Genomic DNA, 12,798 nt, shown 5'->3' with positions numbered 1-12,798 from the left:
CTTCGCTTTTTCGTCGCCTACAATTGGACAGGGGGATTAATTGTGGCTGACTTCTTCGTAAAAAATGGCGTTGCGTTCTGCAATCAGTTGGGTTTCCCTTCGCTCTAATTCAAGAAAGGTTTCATCTGCCAGCAATTCGGCAGCAGAGTAGCCGGCAGCCAAGAAATTTTCGGCATAGGTCAATTTTTGATTCGTAATGTTTCTTCGTTGCTCGGCAATGACGAGTAGCTGTTTTACATTCATATACACACTCCATTCTTTTATAAAAAGCAAGTACTAAAAAGAGGACAGCTAAGGCAGTACTTGCAAGTCAACGGTGAAGGTAGGGCTGCGGCGCTTGCTCGGCTATTCATCGCTCATGAGGAGAACGTCCGGTTTGTTTCTGATCAAACGGGTTTATACGGAAGCTTTGTACTAAGTATAAAAAAATTTCCACCGTAGCAACAGAACCTAGTCGTTTACATAAAGCAACCATTGGTTTACATCCCTCGGACAATTGGGTGTTACAAGAAAATCAAGTAATTTTTCCAAGAAAACGGTGGGATTTGACGACAAAAAAACCTGCGACCAGCTTGAAGCGGTCGCAGGTTTCTTAGATTAGTAGAAATAACTTAAACGGTTTGTTTTGCTGGGCGCAGCAATACTTCGCTGATCGCCACATGTTTGGGCTGTTGAATGGCATAAACCACTGCATTTGCTACATCTTCTGGCGTTAGGCTGTTGCCTTCTACGCGAGAGGTTTCTTTCAAGGCTGCTTCTAGTTGAGCATTGCCGACGGTTTCAAACAATTCCGTGGAGACCATTCCTGGAGAGACGATGGTAGAGCGAATGCCATGTTCACGTTCTTCTTGGCGCAAGCCTTCCATGATTGCACGAACGGCAAACTTTGTCCCGTTGTACACGGCAGAACCTGGGTAAATGACATGTCCGGCAACTGAGTCAGTGGCGATGATCAAACCGTCTTGCTGTTTTTGCATGATGGGCAACACAGCGCCGATCCCGTTCAATACCCCCATGATATTGATATCCAGCATTTTTTGCCAGCTGTCATAGTTCAACTCTGCCAAGTTTCCTTGAGGCATGATGCCAGCATTATTGAAAAGGACATCAATCCGACCAAAGGAGGTCATGGCTAAATCAATGACTTGTTGGACTTGTTTGCGATTGGTGACATCAGCTGTTTGATACAAGACATTTTCTCCTAATTTTTCAGCCAGTGCTTTGATGCGCTCTTCACGGCGGGCAGCGATCACTACTTTTGCCCCTTGCTCGGCTAGTTTAACGGCGGTTGCTTCCCCAATTCCTGAAGATGCTCCCATAATTACGATAACTTTTTCTTTGATTTCTGTCATTTGTATTTCCTCCAATTTTCGTTTTCCTTGATAAGGTCGAGTATTTGTAAGTATCGGTCGTTCTAGCAAATCAAACGATCGTATAACCACCATCAACTGCGATTGATTGACCAATCACATAGCTAGCTGCTGGACTGCATAGCCATAAAACGGCATCCGCAACCTCATCATCTCGACCTAGACGTCCGATCGGTGCGGATTGAGCCGCTTTTTCTTTCGAGAGATCACCAGAATCGATCATAGACTGAACCATTGGTGTTTCTATCGTTCCTGGGCAGACTGCGTTGATTTGGATTCCTCTTGGTGCATACTCGATGGCAGCGCTCTTTGTGAGACCTAAGACACCATGTTTCGCCGCGTGATAGGCAGCTCTTCCTGGATTGCCTACCAATCCACCAAGGGAGGAGCAATTTACGATCGCGCCGCTGCCTTGTTTGCGCATTTGCTGTAATTCGTATTTCATACAAAGCCAAACGCCTTTCAAGTTGATTGCCATGATTCGATCGTATTCTGCAGCAGCCAAATCTGCAGTATCTGTCATAGGACTATTTACTCCTGCGTTATTGTAAGCCGCATCTAAAGTGCCAAAAATAGCAACTGTTTGGTCCATCATTGCTTTTACTTGTGTTTCGTCACTTACGTCGCACACAATAGGGAGCACGCGATGCCCTTCTGCCTGCAGTGCTTTCGCCGCTTTGGTAAGTGCCTCTTTGTCGACATCGGCCATTGCAACAGCCGCACCTGCTTTAGCAAAAGCTTTCGCAGCGGCTAATCCCATCCCAACAGCCGCTCCTGTTACTAAAGCTGTTTTTCCTTCAAATGAATGATTCATTGTTTCCCTCCTTTTTTCGCGCATCGATTAAAAGGTGTTTTAATGCTTGGTCATTTTCAAAATGATTAGAAACCGTTTCTAGATGACCATTGACACCTCCACTGACGCGATGTATTTTAATTGTAGAACTTGAAGTTAGGTTTAGGTCAAGCAATAAACAAAATTTTTTTAGGAGCGATGCAAGTGAGTTACTCGATTGGCGAAGTATCACAAACGACCAATATCCCCATCTCGACTCTGCGTTATTACGATCGAGAAGGGATGTTTCCGAAGCTGGCCCGCAGTAATGGCGGCATTCGGGTGTTTTCAGAAAAAGAAGTAGCGACGATCAAAGTGATCGATTGTTTGAAGAATACTGGCATGCCTATCAAAGACATCAAGAATTTCTTGGATTGGGGCGAGGAAGGCGATGCGTCTTTGCAGAAACGGCAGCAGCTGTTTCATGAACGTCTGGAAGAAGTCACAAAGCAAATGGCAGCCTTGCAAGAAACCATGAATACGATCAAATACAAATGCTGGTACTACGATACAGCGATGGCAGCAGGAACCGAAGCGGTGGTAAAAGAGTTGCCGCTAGAAGAAATACCCGAAGAAGTCCGAGCATACAAACTGTAAGTCCATCGAAAAACCACCTGCTGTTTTTGCAGGTGGTTTTTCGATTCTACTGGTTTTTCTGGGAAAATCAACCTTGCCAGTTGCCGTTTTCTAACGGCAGTTCGTCAGTTCCATGAAAATTGGGTTTCGTTCGTCGGCAGTGTTACTCAATAACCCCTACAGGAATCAAATAGCGGGGTTCATTTTCCGTTGGCAGCTGCAGCAGCTCTGTGAGTTCATGATCAGTGAAGGCGCCGATCGGCACAGCGCCTAAGCCTAACGCTTGGGCTTGTAAAAGGACATTTTGGGCGGAATGACCGACTTCGATATAGGCATAGCGTTCGATTCCTCGGTCCCCATAGCGCTCGATCAGTCGTTCATAAACCACTGTATAAAGCAATGTGGCAGGTGCCCGTTGGATCGCTTGCTGGTCCAACGAACCTTCCGCCAGTGCGGTCCGAAAATCGCCGGCAAGAACTTTTGCTAAGGTATGCTGCTCTGGTTGATACAGATAAAGCCCTGGCTCAAGCCCCGTTACCTGTGTGACCACAACATAGAGGTCTAAGGGATACAAGGCACCAGCCGAAGGCGCTGTCCGGCGACCATCTTCTGTAGTGACACCGGCAGCGGCCCATAAAAGCTGTGCCAGCTGTTCTTGTGTTAGCTCAGTGTCTAGAAAATCCCGTTGCGAGCGCCGCTCGAAGAGAGCTTCCGCCACACTGGTTTCCCCGTCTAAGATTGGTTGCGGCAATGGAAAGGTTTCATAGGAAACTGCTGGTTCAGAAGAAGTGGCGGTGTTGGTAGTCGGTTGTTCTTCAATTGGTGCCGTATCCGCACTGCAGCCAGTGAGGAGTAAGCCCAACACCAAAAGAGCGCCTAAATGAACAAAGCGAAATCGTTTGTAACGGGTCATGAGGGTTCCTCCTTTTCTAAGGACTTCGTGTTATTTATAAGTATAACAAGGATTGCTTTTTCATGCGCTTTTATTCACAAATGGGTGAGCAGTGACAAGCGTATCAGCTCAATCAGGTCATAGGAAAAGCAGACTTTTTAATATTTTCTAAAGGCTTAAAAAGTATTTGCCATCGAGACATCATCAAGATTTTGTTCTGGCTCTTTCAATCAATGATCATTGGAAAAGGATGCAGCAAATGCCAGAGTGTTATCTAAAGGAAGAGAATCATCAGAAGATGGAGAACTGCCCTTTAAGGAGCTTTCTGGAATCAATAAAGCCCCTTTGTCTCTTGCGACAAAGGGGGCGGGGCTAACTATTCATTTCTGCGACTTCTTCCTCCATATCAAATTCCAACTGTTTGGCAGCATTGAGCTGGTCGCTATAGTAGCTGGCAAGCTCTTCAGCAGATTGCGGTGTTAGATTGTTGAAGGCAAAAGTCACATAGGTGCTATGATCCTCCAGACAGATCGAATTGATGGTGAAGCGGTGTTTATCATCGTAAAAGGTATAACTTTCACCTGGTACGAATAGTTGCTCGGGATGAGTACGGATACGGAAGCCGTTGAAACTCATTTGATACATTTCGAACGTCTTCGCATCATAAGAAAGCTGACGATTGATGGCGATACTCAAGGCTTCACTATCACTTTCGATAAAACGGTTTTTCCCGATCAGAATGGCATAAAACAAGCCATAGAGGTTATAGAGCGACCAAATCAAGGTCACGATATAGCCGAATTCATAGCCTTCTCCTCGGTACAAACGATACCCAGCCACCAGACAGGCAAAGGAAATCCAAGTAAAGAGGATGATGTGGGGCAAGACGGTTCGCCAATCAAAGGCGTTGCTGCCGACGATCTCTTTTTTGGTCACGTTGAATTTTTTCTGTGATTTCATAAATTCTTTGATCAATGCCCCAGTGTGGATAGGAGCGACAAAGCAATCATAGATGTGGGAGCTTGTCAGGTTCCTGATCTTAGGGACATACAGCCGAAACGACAGGGAAATCATAATGAAAGGCGGTAAAAAGAACAGCAACAATTGGTGATTGTTGCTTCTGACGATAAAGATATCAAAAACCATGAATAAGGTTGGTGCCAATAAAAAGATGATTTTTTGGAAAGAGGTAAACCAATACAAATAGGAGTTGTAATAACAAAGTTTTTGCATGAACGACAATCCTTTTAAGCGGCGTGGTTTGAAGTGGTCAAAAATTTGTTTCGTTCCTTGCGCCCACCGAGTCCGTTGAGAGGTCAGCTCTTTGGCAGTGTAAGGAGTGATCCCCAAGGCATAGGCTTTATTGATAAAAATCGTTTCATAGCCGGCGTCTTGTAAAAGCATCCCGGTCGCCATATCTTCGGTGATACTGCTGGTAGGAACGCCGCCGATCTCTTCAAGGGCACTGCGACGAATGATGGCATTGGTACCGATATGGATCAAAGCATTCTCACGAGAAAGTGCGGGTTCTAGAAAGCGCATGAATAATTCCTGTTCGTTGTACATGGATTTGCGCAGTAATTGAAAGGGATCTTTGTTATAAAATGTTTGTGGATATTGCACCAATGCGACTTTAGGATTGCGGAAATAGTCGACAGCTTCAAAAATAATGTTCTTTTTGACGATAAAGTCAGCATCCAGAAGCAAAATCAAGTCACTGCTGGTTTGGGACAAGGCATAGTTGATATTCCCAGCTTTAGCATTGGCATTTCCTTCGCGGGTCAAATAGCCGAGGTTCATTCGCTCGGCCATTTCTTTTAGTTCCTCTCGATGGCCATCATCGCAGATATAGATTTTTTTGTTGGGGTATTTCAAGGCTTTGACAGCCAGTGCGGTGGCGATCACCAGCTTGATGTCTTCATTGTAAGTACAAATAAAAGCGGCGACACTTGGCAAGAATTCTTCTGCTTCATCCCCCTCGTAGCGGTATTCTTTTGAGAGCTTATTGGAAAAAAGGTAAACAAAAAAGCCATAGACAAACAAACCAATGACTTCCGCAATATAGAGAATGATCCCAAATACTAGTGAAGCAGAACTATCCATAGGGATCGTGAAAAACAAACGCCAAACCAAGTAAATAAGCAGAAAAGCAATCGTGATCTTCGAAAACAACTGTTTGATGCGATTATTTTTCTTTGCCAGAAAATACAACAAGAAAATGACCAAAAACAACCCAGATAAATAAACCAATTCCAAACCGATCTCCTCCTTTGTTATACTAAAATAGTAATAAGTTTTTAAAAATAAATCAAAGCAAACGATTGCATGTTTTTTAACATGTAAGAAAGAAGAAGGAGGACAAGTACGAAGAAGCGAAAAAAGGACATACAAAAACCCTCCAACAACGAATTGCTGGAGGGTTTCATTTAATTGGCAGCTGCCAATGCTGCTTGGTTTTGTTTGGCATGATAGGCTTCCACGTCTAGGATTGCCTGTTTAAACATTTCTCGCGTGATCTCATAAGGCACGTGGACGATGTCATTGGTGGTCATTGCTTTGTCTAAGATTGCCTCAAGATCGCTGGTGTCGTTAAGGCCCATATCCGCTAGGCAAACCGGCAGTTTGTTTTCCTTCATAAAGGCGTAGATGCGCTGGAAGAGGGCATCTTGCTGATCGAGCTGCAACAAGGCCAAAACGCCGTAACTAACGGATGCGCCGTGTAAATAGTCTTCCATTTTTTCCAAAACGGTCGTTCCGTAGTAAAAGGAATGGGCAAGGGCGGAGTTGTAATCATTGATGACTAAGACGGAAACTAAGCCGGTGGTCACGATGATATCCAAGACGACTTGCTCAATGGCATAAGACGGCTGATTGGCGGCACTGTCTTTCAAAGCTTGTGTGCCGTATTGCAATAAGCGTTCCGTACACATTTTGCCGATTTGGATGCCTAACCCATCGGTGTAATCTAGCTGATCGCCCCGCGCTGAAAATGTCGATTCGATCTCTTTAGAGAGGGCATCGCCGATTCCTGCCCATAAGTACTTGTCGGGGGCTTGGGCGATGATCTCACTGTCGATAAAGGCATGGGTCGGCGGTTGCGAAGGGAAAAACAACCCTTGCATCTCGCCGTTTTCTTTATAGATGACACAAACCGCGGTGACTGGTGAGCAGTTGGAGCCGATCGTTGGGAAGGTGAAGACTGGTTTGCCAGCTTTTTCCCCAACCACTTTGACGGTATCGCAGACGCGGCCGCCACCAACGGCGAATAGAACATCGGCGGCTTGGACACTTGGAGTAGCTAACAGCTGATCGACGTTTTCATAGGTCGAGTTGCCGCCGTACCACAAGGTATCCGTCACTTGGACTGCTGACGTTAACGCGGCTTTGATCTTGTCTTCGGCTTTTTCAAGGGCGGTTTTTCCGCCGATGATCACGGCATTGGTGCCGTATGGTTTTACGATGTCATTTACTTTTTCGTAGGCGTCCGCCCCGATTGTGTAGTTTGGCAAAAAGATACTTTGACTCATACTTTTCTCCTTCTTTCTTGGCCACGAGATTGGCTAAAATTGGTCCGGTAATTTGATGGATCACCATGCCGACTGCGGCAGGGGTAACGGCTGCAGCAATGGCGGCAAAGTGGGCATTGGCTAACGAGATCGCTAGGCCAGTATTTTTCATTCCTAATTGAAACATGATAGATTTGGCTTGGGTAGCACTGACGCCCATCACACGGCTCAGACCATAGCCTGCGCCGTAGCCGATCAAGTTATGGAGCAAGACTAAGAAAATCACGATCAAGCCAGATTGGACGATGACGGCGCCGTTGCGAGCGACAGTTCCTGCAACGATCAATAAGATACTGACGGAAGAAATCAACACAAATGATTGCAGAAATCGCTCGATGTGCTTGGCAATGAGTTTGTGGACGATCACCCCTAAAATGATCGGCAAAAGCACCATCTGCAAGACAGACAAGAGCATTTCCCAGAAGGAGATCTCGGTGTACTGACCAGCCAAGACATAAACCAAAAAGGGTGTAACGACGGTCGCTAACAAGGTCGATACCGTGGTCATGGAAACGGTGAGGGCGACATCGCCTTTGCCGATGAAGGTCATGACATTGCTGGCGGTTCCGCCAGAAACGCAGCCTAGTAAGACAAAACCGATGATCAAACCGGAAGAAAGACCAAACAGCTGCGCTAAGCCGTAAGCCACCAAAGGGCTGATGGTGAACTGGAAAAGCACCCCTAAGATGAATGCTTTGGGCTGTAAGACGACCATTTTAAACGCAGCAACGTTTAGAGTCATCCCCATACAAAACATGATGATGCTCAAAAGAATCGTTGTACGAGGCGGAATCCATAAGAAGGGTTGCGGGAAAAAATAAGAGACGATCATCAATAAAATCATGATGTAGATCAAATACTTGTTTACAAAAGCAGCGATCGTGTTGACGGTTTTCATAATAAAAAATCATCCTTCCTTTTTTCTGCTTGACCAATCAAGTGTCCAAACAGAAGGGGTCTTTAGAATAAGTGCAGTGCATAACCGCGGGGAATCGGCAGCAGTTGGTCAACGAGCGTTTTGGATCTATCTGACATCAAGGTGTCAGCTTGCAAAAGGCCGCTTTCTTGAAAATGGGTATAAAAAAACACTCCATCTCAAGAAGCTGTTCTTCTTTTTGGATGCAATGTGAATAGGGACTCTTTGAATGTATAAAATCAAACAGTCCCGACTATAATAATAAAATAATTCGTTTGCTACCATTGGTGCGGGTCATATGCGCCACCGTCCTTTTCTTTATTTTGAATTTTCTAAATATTTAAATTATTTCTACCTAGTCTACAAAAGAGTCAACGCTTTGTCAATCGTTTGAGAAAATTTTTTTCATTTTTTTGGGTGTTTTTTAAAAAAACATGGGTTTCTATGGGGAAAAACAGCAAGAATTGGTTTGTGCTGTGCTTTTTTTCCCTTCGTTTAGAAACAGAATAGTTGTTGGATCTTGGTTTTTGTCCTACGATGATACTAGCAAGAGTTGGAAAAAGAAACGAGAGGAGCAAAGAAAATGAAAATTTTTGTCGTTGGTGCTACTGGACGAGTAGGCCAAAAATTGATCACCTTTCTAGAAAAACAAGGACACATCGTTTATGCTGGTGCGCGCAGCAGTGAGAAAATCACAGAAACGGAGACGATCAAGCCCGTGTTCTTTGATTTACACACGGAACCGGAAGAGATGGCGGCGAAATTCGCAGATGCGGAAGCGGTATACTTTGTGGCGGGTTCCCGAGGCAAAGACTTGCTGCAATCTGATCTGTATGGTGCGGTCAAAGTGATGCAAGCCGCTGAAGCAAAAGGAATTAAGCGCTACATCCACCTTAGCTCAGCCTATGCCTTAGAACCTGAACAGTGGCAAAGGGAAGGCATGGCGTCATTGATGGATTACACGATCGCCAAATTTTTCTCTGATCGCTGGCTGATCGACAACACCGCACTAGACTATACGATTTTGCAGCCGGGTGCGTTGAAAGAAACACCAGGTTCTAGTTTGATCGAGATCAGTGAAACGACCTCTGGTGCGATCCCCATCGAGGATGTCGCCGTCTTGTTAGGTGAAATGCTGGAACGTCCAGCAACTTATCAAAAAGTCATCAAAGTCCAAGCTGGGGAAACCCCCATCAGCGAGGCACTGGATCAGCTTTAAGGCGAGCCTTTGGGCTTGAAGAGAATGTACTGAAGGAGCTGTACGGCAATGAATCGTTGGCGTGCGGCTTTTTTTTTTTGAAGAAGCCAGCCACTTTTCATTTTTGAAAGCGGTGACTCTTGACTTTGGAAAAATAGTTTGTTACGCTTATTGCTAACTTTAGAGGGGGTGGTAAACGAATGTCAAGCGACTCGAGTGACGGTGAGCAGAAACACTATTTTGACTTGCCTTACTTTTTAATTGAATAGGAGACAAACAACAGCGCGTTATTTAGGAGCAGTTTCTAAATAAGGGGCTTATTTGTGTTATCCATCAATGAAAAAGAAAAGGAAGAAGAAAAAAATGAATAAAAAAGAGTTTCAGTTATCAGTGTCAGAAACAATCGAACAGTATCAGGTGCCCTCTATCGATCAAGGGTTGACTGAGGCGCAAGTAACCGAGCGGTTAGAAACCTACGGATTGAATCAATTAGCGGTCAAAAAAACCGCCAAGTGGCGGTTGCTGCTGCGACAATTCCATAACACGATCATCTACATTTTGATTTTCTCCGCCATCTTAACGCTGCTGATGGGGCATTTCTCTGATGCCGTGATCATTGGTATCGTCGTGCTGGTCAATGCGTTGATCGGTTATTACCAAGAAGCGAATGCTTCCGATGCGTTAGAACGGATCAAAGAGATGCTATCAGCAGAAGCCACGGTCTATCGGAATGGGATTCGTCAAGATATTCCAGCTGCCGAAGTCGTTCCAGGGGATGTCGTATTCCTAGAAGCTGGTGACAATGTGCCCGCAGATCTGCGAATCATCGAAGCCGACAACTTGCGTATCCAAGAATCCGCCTTGACTGGTGAAGCCGATTCGGTGGAAAAAATAACAGATGCCTTAATGGATGAAGCAACGCCATTAGCGGAACAACGGAATTTGGCGTTTGCTTCGACTTCCGTGACGTCAGGAAGCGGGAAAGGGATCGTGATCGCTACTGGCGTCACGACTGAGATCGGGAAAATCTCAGCTGAAGTCAATCAAACGGAAGAACGAAAAACGCCGTTGATGAAAGAGATCGATGGACTGGGGAAAGGCATCACCTATGTGATCATGGGCGTGGCGGTCTTGCTATTTGTCGTCAGTTTGTTCCAGCAAACCTATGCGATCTCTGTCTTATCCTTAGCTGTTGTCACCATGATCGTCGGCTCGATCCCAGAAGGATTGCCAGCAACGACCTCGGTGGTTTTGGCGATGGGTGTCAGCGACATGGCAAAAAACAAGCACACCATCATAAAAACGCTGCCAGCGGTTGAAACGTTAGGCTCAGTGGATGTGATCGCGACGGATAAAACAGGTACCCTGACCAAAAACGAAATGACGGTCAAAGACATCGTATTGGCTGAGCAGGAATATGAAGTGACGGGTGACGGCTATGCGCCGGTGGGAGAAAATCGTCCAAAGCAGGAGGAGGTCCACGCGCAAGACACCTTGCAGTTGTTTTTGGAAGCTGGTTACGAAGCCAACGATACGGTACTGGTCCCAGAAGGAAATCACTGGACAATCAATGGGGAACCAACAGACGGCTCCTTTTTGACGCTGTATCATAAGCAATTTGCCTATCCGCAAGCACCTGCTTACCAAGAGCTGGATATGTTGCCCTTTGATTCGGACAACCGCTACATGGCGAAACTAGTGGCAAACCCTGCGGGGGAACGCTTGCTATTTGTTAAAGGCTCCCCAGATAAATTGTTTGAAATGGTGCAAAAACAAGCGGCGCCTTTTGATGAAGCCTATTGGACAGGCCATGTCCGCCGCTTGTCGACAGAAGGCAAACGAGTGGTAGCAGTGGGCTATCAGAAAGTTTCGATCGATCACATTGATGAAACGATTTTTGAGCAAGGGCTGCAATTACTAGGGATCGCTGGGATCATCGATCCGCCGCGAGAAGAAGTGATTGCCTCCCTCGAAGGAAATGAACCAAGCCGGTGTTCAAGTGAAAATGATCACTGGCGATCACCCTCTGACCGCCAAAGCGATTGGGGAAAAGCTTGGCTTAGCGGATGAGATTCACGTCGTGACTGGTGCCGAGTTGGATCAGATGAGTGAAGCCGAATTTCAAGATGCTGCCTTGACGAATCAAGTCTTTGCACGAACCACGCCGAAAAACAAATTGGACATTATCAAAGCGCTACAAGCCAAAGGCAAAGTCACGGCGATGACAGGGGACGGTGTCAACGATGCCCCTGCGTTGAAGCGGGCGGATATCGGTGTAGCGATGGGGATCAGCGGCACGGATGTAGCCAAAGATTCTGCTGATATGATCTTGACCGATGACAATTTCGGTACCATGTCCTTAGCGATTCGCGAAGGACGCAGGATCTATGACAACATCAAAAAGAGCATTCTGTTTCTGTTGCCGACATCTTTTGCCGAAGGGCTGATCATTGCCTTTACGATCATGATGCAAAAAGAATTGCCGTTGCAGGCGACGCAACTGCTGTGGATCAACATGGTTTCTGCTATTACGATCCAGTTTGCGTTTATCTTTGAACCAGCAGAGTCTGGGATCATGAGCCGCAAACCGCGAAAGACAGGCAATAAATTGTTGAATCGCCATGATATTTGGCAGATGGCGTATGTGTCGATCTTGATGGCAGTCATCAGTTTGATCGCCCATGACTGGCTCTTGCTGCAAGGCGTCAGCGAAGCCGTTGCTAGTACCATGATGGTCAATATCGTGGTCTTAAGTAAGATTTTCTATTTATTCAACATCCGTACCAGTGCACCAGCGTTTTCTAAAGCTTCCTTCACCAATCCAAAAGCGTTCGTGATCATTGGTGTGATGCTGGTTCTGCAACTGTTATTGACCTATGTTCCATTTATGCAAAGCGCCTTTCATACGGAGGACATGTCCTTGATCGGCTGGGTCATCTCAGCAGCTTCTGGGATGGTCGTCTTACTCGTGACGGAGTTCGATAAATGGCTTCGTTCGAGAAAAAATATTTAACCTAGGTTTTCTCGTGTTTTTTTACAGGCAAAATCGCCTTGCTGCAGCTTAGGAAAATGGCGGAACGACAAGGGATTTCTGCTGTCGCTGCTTTGGGGTTGCCAAAAGAAAAAGCCAAGAGGAATTCCTATCGGCTCGTGATCAGGCCTATTGACAAACAAAAATGGTCGGGCTAAAATGCACATGAATTGAATAGTATTCTTCGGGGCAGGGTGTAATTCCCGACCGACGGTGACAAGCGCAATGCTTGAAGTCCGTGACCCGCATAGCTATGCGGTGGAGCCAGTGTGAATCTGGCACCGACAGTGAAAGTCTGGATGGGAGAAGAAAAACCACAAAATTTCAAGGGGCGCAGTGCGTCTAAAATTGATTTTTTGCCGGTCTTGTTTGTCTATGCCTCGTGAGATTCTCACGAGGCATTTTTTTATTGAAAGG

9 protein-coding genes, 1 pseudogene and 1 riboswitch are annotated in these 12,798 nt (G+C 45.8%); of the genes and pseudogenes, 3 read left to right on the top strand and 7 right to left on the bottom strand.

What is annotated here, in order from left to right; translation table 11 throughout:
- Positions 1-36: 36 nt before the first annotated feature.
- From QN079_RS15690 to QN079_RS15680, 3 genes are all read right to left on the bottom strand, one after another.
- Positions 37-243, bottom strand: coding sequence for a hypothetical protein (locus QN079_RS15690; RefSeq protein WP_008380254.1), 207 nt, complete (start codon positions 241-243; stop codon positions 37-39).
- 368 nt (positions 244-611) lie between these two features.
- A complete protein-coding gene (locus QN079_RS15685; RefSeq protein WP_289230085.1) occupies positions 612-1,352 on the bottom strand; it encodes an SDR family oxidoreductase in 741 nt (246 codons plus the stop codon).
- Between the two features lie 70 nt (positions 1,353-1,422).
- The gene (locus QN079_RS15680) at positions 1,423-2,184 is read right to left on the bottom strand and encodes a glucose 1-dehydrogenase (protein WP_289230084.1); all 762 of its coding nucleotides are present in this window, start codon (positions 2,182-2,184) and stop codon (positions 1,423-1,425) included.
- A 177-nt stretch (positions 2,185-2,361) separates the two neighbouring features.
- Here QN079_RS15680 and QN079_RS15675 point away from each other — a divergent pair, with 177 nt between their 5' ends.
- Entirely contained in the window at positions 2,362-2,799 is a 438-nt protein-coding gene (locus QN079_RS15675) for a MerR family transcriptional regulator (protein WP_005230594.1), read from the top strand.
- 142 nt (positions 2,800-2,941) lie between these two features.
- Here QN079_RS15675 and QN079_RS15670 read toward each other — a convergent pair whose 3' ends face one another.
- The 4 genes from QN079_RS15670 to QN079_RS15655 form a co-directional block, all read right to left on the bottom strand.
- The gene (locus tag QN079_RS15670; RefSeq protein WP_010748947.1) at positions 2,942-3,691 is read right to left on the bottom strand and encodes a SagB/ThcOx family dehydrogenase; all 750 of its coding nucleotides are present in this window, start codon (positions 3,689-3,691) and stop codon (positions 2,942-2,944) included.
- A gap of 351 nt (positions 3,692-4,042) precedes the next feature.
- On the bottom strand, positions 4,043-5,926 hold the full coding sequence (locus QN079_RS15665) for a glycosyltransferase family 2 protein (RefSeq protein WP_289230083.1): 1,884 nt from the start codon (positions 5,924-5,926) through the stop codon (positions 4,043-4,045).
- Between the two features lie 170 nt (positions 5,927-6,096).
- A complete protein-coding gene (locus QN079_RS15660) occupies positions 6,097-7,197 on the bottom strand; it encodes an iron-containing alcohol dehydrogenase family protein (RefSeq protein WP_096741884.1) in 1,101 nt (366 codons plus the stop codon).
- Positions 7,133-8,134 carry a bile acid:sodium symporter family protein gene (locus QN079_RS15655; protein WP_010748949.1) on the bottom strand — a complete coding sequence of 334 codons (1,002 nt, stop codon included), beginning with the start codon at positions 8,132-8,134 and terminating at the stop codon, positions 7,133-7,135. Before QN079_RS15655 ends, QN079_RS15660 begins: the two co-directional genes overlap by 65 nt.
- A 601-nt stretch (positions 8,135-8,735) precedes the next feature.
- Here QN079_RS15655 and QN079_RS15650 point away from each other — a divergent pair.
- Positions 8,736-9,371, top strand: a complete 636-nt coding sequence (locus tag QN079_RS15650) for an NAD(P)H-binding protein (RefSeq protein ID WP_005230609.1) — start codon at positions 8,736-8,738, stop codon at positions 9,369-9,371.
- 342 nt (positions 9,372-9,713) lie between these two features.
- Positions 9,714-12,363 (top strand): annotated as a pseudogene (locus tag QN079_RS15645) (HAD-IC family P-type ATPase).
- Positions 12,364-12,557: 194 nt separating this feature from the next.
- Positions 12,558-12,696: riboswitch (FMN riboswitch) on the top strand.
- The last annotated feature ends 102 nt before the right edge of the window (positions 12,697-12,798 follow it).

Source organism: Enterococcus sp. FZMF, assembly GCF_030263915.1.
Taxonomy (GTDB): Bacteria; Bacillota; Bacilli; order Lactobacillales; family Enterococcaceae; genus Enterococcus_D; species Enterococcus_D casseliflavus.
Note: the sequence above shows the minus strand (reverse complement) of the source record. Positions and strands in the feature narration are given on the sequence as shown.

Bases quoted from the DNA above. Each gene is read 5' to 3' on its own strand.
- QN079_RS15650 (WP_005230609.1), top strand. From the start codon at position 8,736: ATGAAAATTTTTGTCGTTGGTGCTACTGGACGAGTAGGCCAAAAATTG.
- QN079_RS15680 (WP_289230084.1), bottom strand. From the start codon at position 2,184: ATGAATCATTCATTTGAAGGAAAAACAGCTTTAGTAACAGGAGCGGCT.
- QN079_RS15655 (WP_010748949.1), bottom strand. From the start codon at position 8,134: ATGAAAACCGTCAACACGATCGCTGCTTTTGTAAACAAGTATTTGATC.
- QN079_RS15685 (WP_289230085.1), bottom strand. From the start codon at position 1,352: ATGACAGAAATCAAAGAAAAAGTTATCGTAATTATGGGAGCATCTTCA.
- QN079_RS15690 (WP_008380254.1), bottom strand. From the start codon at position 243: ATGAATGTAAAACAGCTACTCGTCATTGCCGAGCAACGAAGAAACATT.
- QN079_RS15675 (WP_005230594.1), top strand. From the start codon at position 2,362: ATGCAAGTGAGTTACTCGATTGGCGAAGTATCACAAACGACCAATATC.
- QN079_RS15670 (WP_010748947.1), bottom strand. From the start codon at position 3,691: ATGACCCGTTACAAACGATTTCGCTTTGTTCATTTAGGCGCTCTTTTG.
- QN079_RS15660 (WP_096741884.1), bottom strand. From the start codon at position 7,197: ATGAGTCAAAGTATCTTTTTGCCAAACTACACAATCGGGGCGGACGCC.